Consider the following 15,962-nt stretch of genomic DNA (forward strand, 5'->3'; position numbering starts at 1 on the left):
GCAATGCGGGCACATGGATACGGTTTAAGCCTCAAGTTCGGTTTTGGCGACTTCAGCGCCGGCAAACTCTAAGACTTCCTGTGCACCTGCTTGTGAGTATCCACGGTCAACGAGTGCCTCAATCCATGCATTTCGTTCGTCATCATCAAGTTCATTTGCGCTAACTAGCGCTGAGAAATTGATATTATGTTTCTTATCCTCCCAGAGCTTGCGTTCAAGCGCACGACGAAGACGGTCATTATCATGTGGGTCAAACGACGTCCCTTCACGGGCACGACGTGAAACCCAGTTTGAGACTTCCTGTCGGAAGTCATCCTTTCGATCCTCAGGAATATCGAGCTTTTCTTCGACCGAGCGGAGGAACGTCTCGTCTGGATCCTGCTCGCGACCGGTGAGACTATCCTCAACAGTCGCATCGTCGATATAAGCCATCACATGGTCCATATATTTCTCGCCTTGACGTTGAATCTCATCAAGATCATATGCAAGTGCATGACGGACATCCTCAATAGCACGTTCGCGGTATTCTTCACGCACCATCTCGAGATATCGGTGATACTGGTCAAGATTCTCCTCTGGAATCGACCCATGATTCTCGAGATTGGTCTCAAAGTGTGAAAAGACCGAAAGAGGCGACAGATACGTGCGATCACGATGTGTTGCATCCATAATTGCCTCTGCAATTTCATCACCGATGAATCGTGCAGAGACACCATCCATTCCTTCACCAATGTCGGTGGATTCTTCTGCGTTTTCACGCAGTTTCCGGATATCAATATCGTCGCCGTCATCAAGTTCCTCATTATATGCTTTTGCCTTCTGCACAACCGACGCATTGGTATCAGGTTCAGCCAGTCGAGTCAGCACACCAAAGAGTCCTGCCATCTCAAGTGCGTGTGGCTCGATATGCATATCCGGAACATCCGCATTCCGGAGCATCTTGCGATAAATTTCTGCTTCCTCATCATATTCTAAGACGTACGGGAAATCAACGCGTTTCGTTCGGTCATTGAATGCCTCCATCTTCTCATCACCTTTCTTTTCACGGTATTCCGGCATATTCGTCCGACCAACAATCACCTCATCAATATCGATTCGAGGATTGTTCTTTGGTTTGATTGTTTGCTCCTGAGACGCATGCAGGAAGTCATAAAGGAATTCCCGCTGGAGCTTCAACAGCTCTTCTCCGGAGAAAAGTCCGCGGTTGGCGTTACAGAATGCCCCTGAATAATCGAATGCACGAGGGTCAGACTCACCATAGACGGCAAGTTTTGAGTAATTGACGTCTCCAGTGAGCTCTGTCTCATCTTGGTTCTTCTTGTCCTTTGGCTCGAACGTTTCGACGCACTGACGTTTATTTTCAGAAGCAACGAGACGGATGATCTCGACATGATTCTGTAGTACTGTTTCAAGATCGTCGTTATAATGCGCAAGGAGCTTATCGATATAGAATTCAGAAGCTGGATCAAGTGATTGCCCATTTTGAATCGTATATGGTGCATCAAGAGCCTCATTAAGCCGCTCAAGTACGACATCACGCTGTTCCTGTGGTAATAATACAAGTGGATCCTGATTCATCGGTGATTGAACAGTATCATCAGCAGGATCTTGATCTGGGATGACATCCATGAGATTTGTCCAGCGGAATGTGTACATTCGACCAGCGTCACTGGCGGTGTACGCTTCGAAGTATCGTCGGGTCATCCAGTCAAAATGAGACTTCCCAGAACCAACAGGACCAAGTAACAGCTTAATACGTTTTTCAGGACCAAGTCTCCGGGCACCCGATTTTACCTTGTTGACAAACTCATGAATTGACTCATGCACTTCTCGTCCATAGAATGTGTTCTCACCATCATGAAGTGGGTCCTCAGATGCCATGCGATATTCAACGACACCAGCGTCTTCGTCATAGTCGGTGCCGTAATAATCAAACATGTCTGCGACCCGTTGGTGTGCATTCCGAGCGATTCGTGGGTCATCATACAGTTCATCAAGATACCAATCGAAACGCTTCGCATCACGAAGGTCTGATGGGACCGAGTCTTTATATTGGCTACTCAGTTTTTCAAGGGTTGCTTTAGTACCGTTCATTGTTTATGGCCTCGGGGGAGTGACAGGGGATACATGAGATGAGATATCACCCCACACGGGATACCCATAGGTCTGGTTAACAACATGACAACGACAGACGACAGAACGTCAGGGATCGACAGACGGTGCGGACGTGTGGGTCACTCAACCGATCGACCGAGACTACTGGTGTGTCAGTTATGAGCACACATAAATGTTCCTTCGGGATGTATGAGAGAATCGCGGCACAGACCACTGATAATCTGAGATATGGACGATACTGATTATAACGAGCATCATAGTATTGCAAATAGAATGATGTTAGCTCACACAATTAGTGCAATTACTGTTAAGGATAGAGATAATATCGTATATTGGTCATGTCTCATGTTACACTCATCGGTGACCGTCTTGCACGCACTGGAACAGAGTTTGTATATGAGGGCGAATCAGTCGCCTGTGAAGGGTGCCCATATCGAAAGCAGTGTCTCAATCTAACAGAGGGTGTGAGATATGAAATCACAGATGTTCGTGATGATGGACAGCTACTCGATTGTGCCGTCCATGATACTGGTGTCCAAGCTGTCGAAGTCGAACCAACCTCAATCGTTGCAAATGTTGCCGCAAGAGAAGCTTACGCAGGAGGAAAGGCAAAGCTCCCTGGTTCATGCCCACATACAGAGTGTCCAAGTCATGAATACTGTGTCCCTGATGGAGCAGATTTTGACGCTGAATATCAGATCGAAACTGTGCATGGTGACCCCCCACACGACTACTGTCAGCTTGATCGGGAGTTGACGCTTGTTGAATTCAAACCGCCTGATATGACATCAAATTAAAATATAGTCGTTTATAAATCATAGATAATTATTAGAAATATCCTGAAATCGTATGCCACCGCTTGTGAGTAGGGTAGGGTATGGTATGATAGCTCACAGTTTAAGCCGGAAACAGAAACGAGGAAATAATTAATTTAGCTTGATATATGCGCTAAGCCCCCATCCCCACCCTCAACGAGTACCGCAGTCCGCGCCAGCAGACAATGAACGCAACACAGTAGCGTGGGGATACAGCGCCGTCATCGTCTGTTTTGTACCTTCTGTTGCCGACCCATGATCCCAGCAAGGATCTATATTGTCGGACGCTAGGTGGACCGTTACGATGGGTATTTCAATCTGTCAACTTCGACTCGATCGTCGTTCTGGATGAAACGGTTCACTTCGTGCGAAGCTGATAGACACGGACAGCGTTCAAACGCGGTATAAAGCGTGCACTGTCCCGCGGAATTTCCCCGTCGCCGTCGGGCAACGAGACTAGGAGTGGGACACTTCGAATCAACGCCTGTGGAGTCACCGGTATTTGCAAGGCGCGTCGTCGAAGCAGGAAGCCCTGCCCTCAACGAGCGCATTGGCGCGAGCAGGGCGGGGTAGTTCACGCGAGTGTTCCAAGACAGTCAGCAGCATATCCAAATACATCTTCATATCCATACGCAGAGAGTAATACTGGATAAAACTCAGTATCAGCATTATACTGCTCACCATCAGCTGCTGCGAACTGATCACCAGGAGCAACACGCTCGAAATTATCAACGAATACCTCATACGTCTCAGCAGGTTGCTTCGGGATCTGATCAAGCATATGAAATACAGTTACATCATCATCATTACGTCGGTGAAGCGAGAGCGGCGGGTCAACATCGCCTTCGATTGGTGCTGGCAATGCGCCAGTCGCTGAGAGAAACGCCCGTGTTATCCAGTAAGCATTCGTTATTGCTCGATCAGAGCCTTGGAGACCACATTCAACCTCAATCGTATGCGCATGTTCAATGAGCCGCCCATCAGAAAACGGACCAGTCTCAACAAGATTCTCCATTGGAAGATGTGGACAGATTGCTCTTGAGACAGCATCAATCTCATCAACAAGCGCAAACGGCTCGGCGTATGATTGCGTCGAATGTAATGAGAGTACAGTCGCCCCTCGCAGTTCGCGAACGAGATCATGAGCAAGTCGCCCCTCATGTGTATCGGCAGCAGGGTCACCTGGGAATGCTCGATTAAGATCCTCATCCAGATAGCGAACACCTGATTCGAGTGCGTCTTCATTTGCCACGATGAGTTTAATTGGTCGTTTGACCGTTGGATCACTCGAAACAAGTCGCTCAATAGCGCGTTCCCCACACGGCTCATCACCATGTACGGACCCGACAACCGCAATTTCTGGCACTCCATCCCCAAGCTCGTATATACGCATTATCGATTCTATGAGCGAGACGCTCAAATCACTTTATCAGCGCTTAGACGTATAATGTATAATTAATAATTATATAAATACGAGCCACGCTTCGTTCCGATGGGTTCAAGCGGTGCTGAATATAGGAATATCTATACTGGAAGAGTAGGCTTTCATCACTGAAGCTGAGTTTGGCTCATCATCAGAGTCAATTGAGCCAAAATGTATTTATCAGCGAAAAGAACTTACTAACTGTCGATGACTGATTGAGTGTGCACGCATGTGTAAGGACACCAATTAGAATGCGGTTGATGCAGCATCAATATATGGAGTCGATAGTGTGACACTATTTTCATTCAATTACTGTATCACGGACGTGAGCGAACACACGGTCATGAATATACATTATTAATATGGCAGATCATACTCGCGATGACAGTATCAGTCCACCGATTGGAGCGAACCCAACCGGGTGGAACAAGACTGGAGTTGAATCGAATGGATGGAAGCATGGAACACTTCGGCGTGCAGTGATTCACGGCGTCCGGCTGTATAACACTGGTAACTTTCATAAGTCACATGATTGTTTTGAAGCAGAGTGGTACAACTATGGTCGTGGGACAGTCGAGAGTGCATTTCTTCACGGAATGGTTCAAGTTGCTGCTGGAGCATACAAACATTTTGATTTCGAAAATGACGATGGGATGCGGTCACTGTTTAACACAGCATTGCAGTATCTCCAAGGAGTGCCAGCAGATTTCTATGGTGTCGATGTTACCGATGTTCGACAGACACTTGAAGACGCTATTAAAGATCCGACAACGCTCCATGGGTGGCAGGTCAGGATTGATGACGTGTATCCTGAGGCATCGAAACAAGATCTGAAGTATGCTGAACAGCTTGAGTGAGATTTTGACACTAGTGGGTTATATATCTGAGAGGCATATGACGATAATCGACAATGACGGTTTAAGATATGCAATCTAAGTCTCTTCTCAGATACTGAAATAGAGAAATTACCGCATCGATTATCTCCATAGACAGTGAGTTTGTCATGTTGTCCACGGATTGAATACTGTCACCCACATAACAACGATATATGGAAAATACTTGGCAGAAGGGTATACAGACACAACATGAAGAGTGTCGTGACGTTGATTTGACTGTTCATGGTGAATTCCCCACCTGGCTTGATGGGACATTCATCGGTAATGGTCCTGGGCAGTTTGAGGTCGGTGAGACGACGCTTGAGCACTGGTTTGATGCATTCGCTATGCTACGTCGAATAGAGATCACCGATGGATCGGCACAGTATAGTAATCAATTTGTTCAAAGTGAGGATTTCAGAGTCGCCCGTGAAGATGATCGAGTCCGCCGATCGCTTCCAGGAACTCCTGCGAGTGGTTCAGGACTGCGACGACTCTATCAGGCTCTTACCGGGGGATTACAAGATAACCCCTCGATTGGGGTCTCACGAATTGATGAAACATTATATGCTGTCACAGAGAGCCCAGTCGGTCTTGAGATCAACCCGGAGACACTCGAAACAACTGGTCGACGCGATCTTACCGCTGGATTAGATAGTGACATTACACTTGGACACACGCACTTTATGCAGAATACGCAATGGGGAATGAGTGCAACGTTCGGATCCGAGTGCGCGTATACGTTATTCCGACGAGAAGAAGGAAGCTCTCCAGAGGCGATCACTCAACTGCAATTTGATGAACATCCACCATATATCCATGCGTTTGCACTCACTGAACAGTATGCGGTAATTCCTGAATCATGTTTTGGGGTCAACTTTCGTAAACTCTTATTCGGCACTCTTCAGGGAGGAACATTTCTTGATGCATTTGCCTCACGAGAACGTCAATCACGATTTCATATTATTGATCGATCAACTGGTGAGCGGACAGCCGCTGTATCTGCGGATCCATTCTTCATTTATCACTTTGCAAATGCATATGAGGAAAATGAATCCGAGTCAATTATCGTTGATTGCGTACGGTTTGACGACATTGCTTCAGTTACTGATCTAACGATTTCGAATCTTCGTAGTGAGAATCCCAACCTCCCAGAGGGTGATTTCGTTCGATATCGATTACCGCTTGAAGGGGGAACTGCAGAACGAGAGTTATTATTCCGTGGACCAGTTGAGTTTCCAACAATCAACTACGGTGCACATAATGGGCGATCATATCAGTATGCATACCTTGCAGCCACCGATGTCGGTGGACTTCCAACATCTATTGCTAAGGTTGATGTTGAGCAGACAACTGCCCAGCGATGGTCTGAGGCTGGGGTACATCCAGGTGAAGCATTATTTGTCCCAGCACCAGATCCAACAGCGGAAGACGATGGAGTGCTACTGTCACTTGCAGTTGATGGATACGATGAGCGCTCACTGCTGTTGTGTCTTGATGCAGAGACAATGACCGAACGAGCACGGGCAGTACTTCCACACCGCGTGCCGTACGGATTCCATGGGCAATTCTATGAGATGTCGAACCCAACGCGCTCAATGGCGTGAGCTTACACTCGATATCTAAATCGGGAATGAATAAGTCAAAATTACACAGCTAATAACAATATATCGATAATTAATCCGGTTCGTATCTTATTACTGTGCTGCATCAGAAGTGTTCTCACAAAAATTCAAAAAGAAAACGCCTCTAGCTGTGGAAAGAACTCAATCCGATGACTCATGAACAATATTTTCAAAGAGCGTTCGGACACGCTGTCGTTCAGTGTCAGTAATCGACTGCGGATAGCCACCGCGAAGGATCATATAATCATTATCGTGTTTGAAGCGGCTGATGAGTACCTCAATATCAATCGCTGGCGTCCCATCAGTGACGGGCTGAGAACACGCCAACGGTCGCCTCTGTCGAGAGTGACTGAATTGAAAATTCATCACTACGAGTTATCTCTTGTAACTGTGGAGCCCCATACTCACTAAATTGACCCTGCGTTCGTTCGAGTAATCATCTAAGTTCAAGATCGGCAAGTGAATTGAACTGTTGTCCAACAATCGAAATTGATGGCGAAGTAAACACTGCAGCAACGAGCTCACGAGAGATCCCACTTTGTGATATTGACCGGGTATACGTCCGGAGATAATTTGTCACCGTAACGTCGCGTTCTTGTCCAGCCGCTTCGACAGTGCGTTGTTGAACAATCTCTTCTCGCTGGTCTGGAGTATATCCGGTATCGCTCAGTATCTGTTGAGTAACGCGTCCAGGTGTTGCACTGAATCAAAACTCCTGTTGTGTCGCCGCACATCCGGTCAAGAAAGCCGTCATAGTAGTCCCGGCAGCAAGGAGCGTTTGCCGGCGTGTCATTATCATACTGCTAGTGTCAACTGGAAGGGATATAATACTTCGTAGGATTTGAGTGACTTTATTAAATTGCACTGTAGGTGACACAGTAGCTACCTGATATCCTCGGAGTATCAGACAGAACAAATTCTTTTCGTATTACTCCTATGATCTTCAGTTATAATATACATTTTATGATATGACAGCCGAGTCTTACCTAATTTTAATCGGAGGGTTAAATAAATATGAAGACACTATATCTAGTTGTGGCGCGAGGGTGGCCGAGTCTGGAAAAGGCGGCGGACTCAAGATCCGCTCTCGTAGGAGTCCGTGGGTTCAAATCCCTCCCCTCGCATAATCGATTATTATCATGGACAGATAATGATCATTAGTTGATACAATCGTAAAAAGCATGCTTCAGAGTAGCTGCTGATTGTTTACTTAATTGCTGTCATGATTGAATTTTTCCACTGTATCCTGTGTTCTCTCAATGCCAAATTCATAGTATTGATATGGAAGACTTAGCTGATGACTCTCTGCACGCCTGCGTCATCAGGTCGACGGACCACGGCGCGGATGATATTCTATGTATCCACAAGATTATCTGATTCACCATCTAAGACGAGCAATTTTGATTTATGTCCTGGTTCGATAATTCCATAATTAAGATTAGCAATCTCAGCATCGTTGATTGTCGCCATCTCTAGGATTGCCCGTGCAGAAATATCAGCGAGTTTCGCCGTGTATGCCGTTTCCCGAAACATCGAGGGCGTATTCAACATTGCATTGTCAGTCCCGGGAACGAGTGTTGTCCGCTCAGCGAGGTCACCGATTGGAGGTACACCAGCACCGGTCACGAGATTCGATCACGGACAAACGACGGTAGGAATCTACTCAGTGGCAAGTCGAGTGAGGTGATCTGTCTCAAGATGAACCATATGAGTCAAGAAGTCCGGACCAATATTCAATGCGGGCGTGATATAATCGGCGTCGCGTTCCCCAGCACGAATTCCAAATAATTTATTTCCATCACAGATGGCTGAACGAACCTGCTCAAGTTCACCATCACGAGCGTCTGAGGTACCAAATCCATCAGTCATATGCATTACCGACTTTGATTCACGACCCAATATCACAGTTTCAATTGTGAGATCTGCACTTGCTTTCTGCATGGCTTCAGCACCACTGACGTCATCTTCACGAAATTCAATACATGCAGCCGTTCCAGATGTTGTCATGAGTCGGAGTTACCGCCGCATCGCAGCAATAATTTCACGTTGGCTTGCCGGATCAAGAAGGCGGTGTTTAATTCTATCTGGTGGAGCCACCAGTACATCAAGTGACAATCCTGCACCAGCTTCCTTCACAATCGAGTCGCCGAGATGCGTATATTGATTGATAAATGCCGAGAGAATAATGTCCGTTCACTCGACTGCTGTTTCTTCAATCGCTGCTATCTTTACATCCTGAATAATAATCCGACCCTCGACGAGCACAAATATCCACTGTAAATCACTTTGCAGGCGGTTTGAATACCCCGGTCTAATGTTAATTGAAGATGCGAAGGCGGGATTCAATTTAAGATATGTAATTAAATTCAAAAGTATCTATTATACGTTTTGAAGTACATATGAAAATTACATAATTACTCGCTGTGAGCATAATCGCAATTAATTTTTATAAACTATATTTTGCGGTCCGAGCGCATGTTAATCGTTGAACTCATCGAGAGTCGCTGTGACTGTTTCCTGTTGGATATCAGAGACAAGCGCTCCTGAAATGTCAAGTCCCATTGTTTCGACAGCGGTGGTCCCAGCACGATCTGTCTCCACCGCAGGGACGTACACCCCAAGTCGCCATTGTTGTTTTTGGGCTGTGCGAAGCGCTGACACAAGAGGTGATTGATCAGCGAGTCGTCGCACCTCACCACTGACGACTACCCGCGAAGAGGATTCGGTCATTGATGGGCGTTCGGGCACATCAATAATCACTTCTTCTGGATCAAGCCCTATGCGGTCGGCGACTGTTCGTTCAAAAGATCGGATCGTGTCGTAATCTGCATCAATAATCGATTCAGGTACGGCGTCCCGTTCAGCCCAGACAGCACGTTTATAGAGGTTACGAGTATCAAGTCGTGAGGCGATTTGACTTGTTTGTTCTGTCGAGCGTAGTGCAGCATAGAGGTCGTGATCATCCATCCGGCGTAACTGTGATGCTGTGATTGCTACTGAATCAACAATAATTAACCGCTCGGCTGCTCGTCGAAGCATTGTCTTTGAAATACGTGCTACGTGATGGCGATAGACTGTTGGATTCATTAGCGCGCGGGCAAGAAGTAGTGACTCAGCGGTCTGAACATTTCCTGCAGCGAGCGCTAACTCACCATCAACGAAGGTGAGTGCGCGGATAAGCCGTTCATGATCGATAGTTCCGTATGGAACACCAGTGTGATGCGCATCACGAACCAAATAATCCATTCGATCAACATCTAACTCACCAGAGATAAGCTGACCATACTTTCCATCTCCACGAATGAGTGCAGCAATTCGTTCTGGGTCGTGACCGTGCTCAGAGAGCGTGTCACCAACAACACTGTCAATCAAGAGATTAATGACATCATCGTGATATTTGTCCGTATGTCGGTGTATAACAGGTTCGAGATTATGACTATACGGACTATGACCAACATCGTGAAGTACCGCTGCAGCACGGAGGCGTTCAGCTTGAGGTCCATCAAGACCGAGATGTGAAAGCGCACGATTCATGAGATAATATACCCCAATAGAGTGCTCAAATCGGGTATGACTAGCGGCTGGATAGACAAGATGGACAGTTCCCAGCTGTGTCACTCGGCGGAGTCGTTGAATCAGGGGTGTGTCGAGAAGTTCCGCGGTGATACCCTGTATTTCAATATGGTCGTGCACGCCATCTTTGATTGTTGTCATATACGTATCGAGGTAAAGACCGTCATATCTACTCATAGCTGTATTCACTTGAGTGACACTGTCAAATTGACCGTCATGCGGTCTGTATGGTATATTCAACACGTAGGATTGCATACTAGCATCTGGATGTCAAATAGAGTGAGTATCATATAAGTATGATTTAGTGGTGTATATGAAGAGATTAATCGGAGGATAAGATAGCCGTCGAAAGAATGTTGAAACCGCTGACGCCCATGTTGTAGGTATGGTTACTTTCCTCGCTGGCGGGACTGGAACACCAAAGCTCCTTCAGGGGGCACCAGCTGTTTTTGATCCCGCAGCGACGACAGTCATCGCAAACACTGGTGATGATGTCGAACTTGCAGGTCATCTTGTTTGTCCAGATATTGATACCGTATTATTTTCTGAGGGTGGTGTTCTTGATACCGACAGGTGGTGGGGAATCGAGAATGATACCACTAATACACATACAGAAATGGCAGATCTCGCAAATAAAGCTGGGTTTGAAAATACCCCCCGATATCTGAGTGCAGACGCACAAACGAGCGGTCGGCAGATTTCGCAGTGGCGTCGGTTTTCAGGCGTGGCTGAGTTCATGGAGATTGGCGATCGTGACCGAGCAGTCCATCTTCTCCGGACATCGTTACTTGATGAGGGTAAGTGTCTTAGCGAAGTGATCGAGATACTCACAGATGCGTTCGAACTCGATATCGATCTGATACCGATGAGTGATGATCCTGTGGCGACATTAATACATACAGAGGCTGGCTCAGAATCTGATACAGCACAAAAACGAAACGAAGCGAATGAGAATGATGAAACAGCGACTGAGTTAATGCATTTTCAAGAGTATTGGGTACACAACCGTGCAGAGCCATCTATTGTAGATGTCGAGTTTCGTGGCGTCGATACAGCAACACCGACGCCGATGGTTAAGACTGCACTTACAGATCCAGTTGTGATTGGTCCATCAAATCCAGTCACAAGTATTGGTCCGATGATTGCAATGGATGAGTTTGATAGCGCACTTGAAACCACACCAGTCATCGCTATTTCTCCATTCATTAACGATAGGGTATTTTCGGGACCAGCAGCGTCACTCATGAAGGCGGTTGGATTCGAGCCCTCAACAGCAGGTGTTGCTGAAGCATACTCATTCGCTGATGCGTTCATTCTTGATACAGCCGATCAAACCAATCTAGACCGGCCAGTCGTCAGGACTGACATACAATTAAATACTGATTCTGACGCCAAACGCGTCTTACAGGCTGTTCAAACGGCATTCGAAAAAATAACATAATGTTCACACCACGGGTCGCACTTGCGAGTCTAAGCGGTGAGGCAGACGCAACATGGGCAAAAAATGGAGCAGTCGATGCCGGTGCAGCATTTATTGGAGGCGTGTCACTCGATACAGCTACGCGAGATGCAGCACGTCGGCTCGTTGATAGGGGACGGTGTGAATTCCTCCCACCAGATCCGATTGCATTCATTACTGCCGAGCTTGATGCACTTGCAGATGTAACAATAACACCTGGCGTCAACGTTCGAAGTACAACAGTACAGCCGGTGCGGACAGTCGGCAGGCGGTGTGCAGAATACAATGCGATTCTTGAAATCAACGCTCATTGTCGACAGGATGAAATGTGCACGGTTGGCGCCGGGGAATCATTACTTCAGGATAATCGTAGAGATCGGCTTCATGAACTTATCAGGGCCGGTCGTGCTGGTGGAGCACCAGTCAGTGTGAAAGTTCGTGCTGGAATCGATAATGTTGATCTCGCAGCGATAGCGCGGACGGTTGCTGATGCTGGGGGAGAAATCATCCATGTCGATGCGATGGATACGGAGGTCTCAATCGAACGGATTGCGACAGCAGCTCCTGAATTATTTATTATCGCGAATAACAACGTTCGTGGACACGAGAGTGTGCGCGAGTATCATGAATACGGCGCAGATGCGGTAAGTATCGGTCGCCCAAGCACTAACCAGCATATCCGTCGGCGCGTTTGTCGTGCCACGGAGGATGTATTTGAGACGATGAATACTGATACACGGCTTTCTCACATACAGCAATGATAGAGTCACACAACTCAACCGAAGATAATCGTAGTAGTTTAGATGAAGACAAAAGTATGAACTACCAGACTGCGCGGGATTCCGCAGCGAATGCGCAATTGGCGTTATTACTCGATGTCGGATCGGCTCCGAAACCAGGAAATGTTGATCGAGATCATGATATCTCTGCATTACGAATGGAACACTTTTTCGCTGGGGCAATTGGTGCTGGTGCGGGACTCCGTCAAGCAGCCGCAGGACAACCTGTCGGAACTGCATTTGAGCGAGCGGTCGCTGGGATGAGTAATCAGGCTGGTGGAAACACACAGTTTGGTTGTTTGTTGCTCTTAGTGCCGCTTATTCGGGCAGCCGGTTCCGAGGATACGGAGCTTACATCGGCAGGTGTTCGCTCAATCGTTAACTCAACAACAGTTGCTGATTCGGCTAATTTCTATCGGGGATTCGAATACGTCGATGTGGCAGTCGAAGATCCACCTGAAGGAATGGCTGCACTCGATGTTCGTCGTGGCAGTGATGCGATTCCGACACTCCGCAATCGTGAGATGACACTGTATGATGTGATGGATGCGAGTGAAGACGATGGGAATGCCACCGAGTGGACAGGTGGATTTAAGCGAACGTTCGAAACAGCAACAGTAATCGAAGAAGACGATGGACCGCTCCCTGATCGGATTTCACGCGCGTTTGTTGATCGACTTGCACAAGATGAAGATACGTTGGTACGAACGGAGCACGGTGATGAGATTGCCGCCGAAGTGAAACAACGCGCTCAAGCAGCTCGTGACGACCCAGAAGCCATCGCTGAACTAGATGAAGCCTTTATCAAGGCTGGGATTAATCCAGGAACGACAGCTGATTTACTTGTTGCTGCCACATTTGTTGCGCTTGAACGTGAAAATGAGGTAATGATATGACAGATACATCAACAGCTTGGCCAGTTGGGCTTCGTGGCGTGACAGAATCAATCGTAACAACACATGGTCCGAATGACCGCTGGAACGCTGCTGCATTGGGATTGCACGCACCTGACCCTCATCCTGGTCAAAAGTCTGACCATACGTCTGATAATAAAAATGTGGATTCGACACAAGATAGCTCCAAGTCATATGATTCAGGGACAACTGCTGTGAAAACGTCGACAGAAGCTAAAAGTGGAGCTGAGAGTACGAATAGAAGTATTATCACAGCAACAACGTGGGGAAACACGCGCACACGCCGGAACTTCCACCGAGAGGGAGGTGGTGTGATTCAGTTTGTCTCGGATCCGCGAGCGTTTGTCGCAGCGGCAACAACAATCTATGAGGTTGATGAACCGGTACTCGATACAGCGCACGCGTGGGCAGAGGTGACCGCTGAGCGTCTTGAACAGGGCGAACGCGGCGGAACGCAGTGGGAACAATGGGCAATACAACCGGTTGAAACTGGTGTGATTGATCGCACAGTTCCCACAATCAATAGAGGGTTTGCGGCGGTTATCGATGCGACTGTCGCTGCCTCTCGGCTGAATGTGGCAAGTTATGATACCGATACGTTACTTGATCGACTCCGATATTTCGCTGAGACTGTTGATCGGTGTGGTGGTCCACGAGAGCAGGCGGCGTTCGCACAGTTGGATTCTGTAACAGAATGGCGCTCGCAAGTTGATGAGCCAGAGGCAATTCCGGTCTTTGATGAGTGAGTACACAGGAACGAATCGTTTTAGTGTTCTGTGGTAAAAATTTATTTATGGCAATTAAGCCGAAATATGTCAAACAGCTTGGGACTGTCCTGCTTGAGGAGTATCCACAAGCCTTCAATACGGATTTTGAGACAAACAAAGAAAGTGTTGAAACATTAACAAATGTCGAGTCAAAGGGCGTTCGAAACCGAATCGCGGGATACATTACGCGAAAGAAAGGTAGCAATACCCCTCCATCGGCATCTGCATAGATCACAGGGTCAGTTGCAGGAACGGTAACCGAAGACGGCGGCGACAGGATCTCTTCTACGACAGCACCCGAAAAGTTGCAACCGTAGTGTTTGTTAATAAATCACTAGTTCATGACTTAGTGCATCTACAGGTGGAACAAGGCGAGTCCTTTAGAGCTTGATCCCAGTGCGGTTCATAGGTGAGTGTGGGATCATATCTAAATGATCAATTGAGGTGCCGATTCATGAGCTTTATTAATGTACCTGTCCAGCTGCACTCCATTTATTCCGAGGCAGGGTGTCATCAATATACTGGAGACGACGTCCCGATAATAAGTCAGTCCAATCATCAAACCTGCATCGGTCTCTTCTGTTTAGTCTCATATTTATTAATTACGGTTGCAACGGCGATAGTCGCGGCACGCTGGCGATCGTTAACATGTGCTGTTATCGCAGCGGTTTCATCAAGAATCAAGGCGGATACCTCGAGGCTTGCCCCCGAAGCAGTTGACCGAGAAGCGATATTATATCTACATATAAGTCAAAGTAAGACTGAGCAAATAGTTGTTAATATAGATTTGTTATTGCAGATCCTGTTACACTGAGCATTCAGTGTATAGATTAGATAACCAGCGATTATTCTCGATTGAGTCCTGAAATATATTTCTCGCACGCAGCTAATTGCATGGATCGTTAGAGTTCCACCGCAGCGTGGATAGTCAATGAAATCTTATTTTGGATATTTATTCATCCAGATATACCGATGATGCGTGCCTGTATCGCCACGTTTTCAATTACTGGTATCAATTGCTAGAGTGGAGTACTACTATCAATGGCTGCTGAACCATCACCAGACGACCCTGCACCGACCTTTGAAGCGACTGTTGCAAACGGCGATGTTGAATCGTTTGCACTCGATGACGTACTCGGCGACGGACCAGTCGTTCTTGCGTTCTTCCCGGGTGCGTTCACCCCGCCGTGCTCAAATGAGATGGTCGCACTTGAAGAACATCTTAGTGAGTTCGAGGAAGCCGGTGCGACGGTATACGGCGTGAGCGCGGATTCAGCATTCTCATTAAATGCATTCCGTGACGAACACGACTTATCATTCAATCTCGTGAGTGATATGGACCGAAATGCAATCGATGCTTACGATACAAAGACTGATATTGGTGATCTCGGACTTCTTGGGGTTTCAAACCGTGCAGTATTTATCCTAGATGAGGATGGCACTGTCTCGTACGCCTGGGAAGCCGACGAGCCAACAACAGAACCAGATTATGACGAACTTGTTGCGGCTGTCGAAGACAAATAATAGTTTTTAAACAGAATTGCGCACCCGATCCTGTGTCCACAATTAACACAGGCTATTACGCGCTTTAATCTAAATGTCGGGATTATGTTATTG

The 15,962-nt window shown here is 47.1% G+C and carries 14 protein-coding genes, 1 tRNA gene and 2 pseudogenes; 10 read left to right on the top strand and 7 right to left on the bottom strand.

Translation table 11 applies throughout. The annotated features are described in order from the left end of the window. Nucleotides 1–24 precede the first annotated feature (24 nt). A complete protein-coding gene (locus J07HQW2_RS06960) occupies nt 25–2,094 on the bottom strand; it encodes a PrkA family serine protein kinase (RefSeq protein WP_021054718.1) in 2,070 nt (689 codons plus the stop codon). A 359-nt stretch (nt 2,095–2,453) separates the two neighbouring features. Between J07HQW2_RS06960 and J07HQW2_RS06965 the strand changes: the two genes are divergently transcribed. Then, complete coding sequence (locus J07HQW2_RS06965) at nt 2,454–2,912, top strand: UPF0179 family protein (RefSeq protein ID WP_021054719.1); 459 nt, start codon at nt 2,454–2,456, stop codon at nt 2,910–2,912. Nucleotides 2,913–3,504: 592 nt separating this feature from the next. Here the strand turns inward: J07HQW2_RS06965 and J07HQW2_RS06970 are convergent. Continuing rightward, nucleotides 3,505–4,323 (bottom strand): M14 family metallopeptidase, encoded by an 819-nt coding sequence (locus J07HQW2_RS06970; RefSeq protein WP_021054720.1) that lies wholly within the window; start codon nt 4,321–4,323, stop codon nt 3,505–3,507. Nucleotides 4,324–4,715: 392 nt separating this feature from the next. Here J07HQW2_RS06970 and J07HQW2_RS06975 point away from each other — a divergent pair, with 392 nt between their 5' ends. Next, on the top strand, nt 4,716–5,210 hold the full coding sequence (locus tag J07HQW2_RS06975) for a DUF309 domain-containing protein (RefSeq protein WP_021054721.1): 495 nt from the start codon (nt 4,716–4,718) through the stop codon (nt 5,208–5,210). Between the two features lie 191 nt (nt 5,211–5,401). Next, a complete protein-coding gene (locus J07HQW2_RS06980; protein ID WP_021054722.1) occupies nt 5,402–6,835 on the top strand; it encodes a carotenoid oxygenase family protein in 1,434 nt (477 codons plus the stop codon). A 159-nt stretch (nt 6,836–6,994) separates the two neighbouring features. Here J07HQW2_RS06980 and J07HQW2_RS06985 read toward each other — a convergent pair whose 3' ends face one another. After that, nucleotides 6,995–7,180: a DUF6517 family protein gene (locus J07HQW2_RS06985; protein WP_303704014.1), complete on the bottom strand. Its 186-nt coding sequence runs from the start codon at nt 7,178–7,180 to the stop codon at nt 6,995–6,997. Between the two features lie 109 nt (nt 7,181–7,289). Continuing rightward, nucleotides 7,290–7,547: pseudogene (locus J07HQW2_RS18080) on the bottom strand (DUF6517 family protein); the annotation flags it as partial. A 346-nt stretch (nt 7,548–7,893) separates the two neighbouring features. Here J07HQW2_RS18080 and J07HQW2_RS06990 point away from each other — a divergent pair. After that, nucleotides 7,894–7,977: transfer RNA gene (locus J07HQW2_RS06990), tRNA-Leu, on the top strand. 232 nt (nt 7,978–8,209) lie between these two features. Here J07HQW2_RS06990 and J07HQW2_RS06995 read toward each other — a convergent pair. Together J07HQW2_RS06995 and J07HQW2_RS07000 are read right to left on the bottom strand one after the other, a co-directional pair. After that, nucleotides 8,210–9,145 (bottom strand): annotated as a pseudogene (locus tag J07HQW2_RS06995) (amidohydrolase family protein); the annotation flags it as partial. A 186-nt stretch (nt 9,146–9,331) separates the two neighbouring features. Next, nucleotides 9,332–10,567 carry an HD domain-containing protein gene (locus J07HQW2_RS07000; RefSeq protein ID WP_048075535.1) on the bottom strand — a complete coding sequence of 412 codons (1,236 nt, stop codon included), beginning with the start codon at nt 10,565–10,567 and terminating at the stop codon, nt 9,332–9,334. Between the two features lie 244 nt (nt 10,568–10,811). Between J07HQW2_RS07000 and cofD the strand changes: the two genes are divergently transcribed. From cofD to J07HQW2_RS07025, 5 genes are read left to right on the top strand one after another with little or no spacing between them, the layout of a single operon-like run. Continuing rightward, complete coding sequence (gene cofD / locus J07HQW2_RS07005) at nt 10,812–11,867, top strand: 2-phospho-L-lactate transferase (protein WP_021054727.1); 1,056 nt, start codon at nt 10,812–10,814, stop codon at nt 11,865–11,867. Further along, on the top strand, nt 11,867–12,646 hold the full coding sequence (locus J07HQW2_RS07010) for a tRNA-dihydrouridine synthase (protein ID WP_021054728.1): 780 nt from the start codon (nt 11,867–11,869) through the stop codon (nt 12,644–12,646). The genes cofD and J07HQW2_RS07010 overlap by 1 nt, the downstream gene beginning before the upstream one ends. A gap of 56 nt (nt 12,647–12,702) precedes the next feature. Next, entirely contained in the window at nt 12,703–13,560 is an 858-nt protein-coding gene (locus J07HQW2_RS07015) for a triphosphoribosyl-dephospho-CoA synthase (protein WP_048075536.1), read from the top strand. Next, nucleotides 13,557–14,324: a DUF447 domain-containing protein gene (locus tag J07HQW2_RS07020; RefSeq protein WP_021054730.1), complete on the top strand. Its 768-nt coding sequence runs from the start codon at nt 13,557–13,559 to the stop codon at nt 14,322–14,324. Before J07HQW2_RS07015 ends, J07HQW2_RS07020 begins: the two co-directional genes overlap by 4 nt. 47 nt (nt 14,325–14,371) lie before the next feature. Continuing rightward, on the top strand, nt 14,372–14,575 hold the full coding sequence (locus J07HQW2_RS07025) for a 30S ribosomal protein S17e (protein ID WP_021052568.1): 204 nt from the start codon (nt 14,372–14,374) through the stop codon (nt 14,573–14,575). A 328-nt stretch (nt 14,576–14,903) separates the two neighbouring features. Here J07HQW2_RS07025 and J07HQW2_RS18085 read toward each other — a convergent pair whose 3' ends face one another. Then, the gene (locus tag J07HQW2_RS18085; protein ID WP_303704015.1) at nt 14,904–15,029 is read right to left on the bottom strand and encodes a hypothetical protein; all 126 of its coding nucleotides are present in this window, start codon (nt 15,027–15,029) and stop codon (nt 14,904–14,906) included. Between the two features lie 357 nt (nt 15,030–15,386). Here J07HQW2_RS18085 and J07HQW2_RS07030 point away from each other — a divergent pair, with 357 nt between their 5' ends. Continuing rightward, complete coding sequence (locus J07HQW2_RS07030) at nt 15,387–15,869, top strand: redoxin domain-containing protein (RefSeq protein ID WP_021054731.1); 483 nt, start codon at nt 15,387–15,389, stop codon at nt 15,867–15,869. The last annotated feature ends 93 nt before the right edge of the window (nt 15,870–15,962 follow it).

The organism is Haloquadratum walsbyi J07HQW2 (assembly GCF_000415985.1).
GTDB lineage: Archaea > Halobacteriota > Halobacteria > Halobacteriales > Haloferacaceae > Haloquadratum > Haloquadratum walsbyi_B.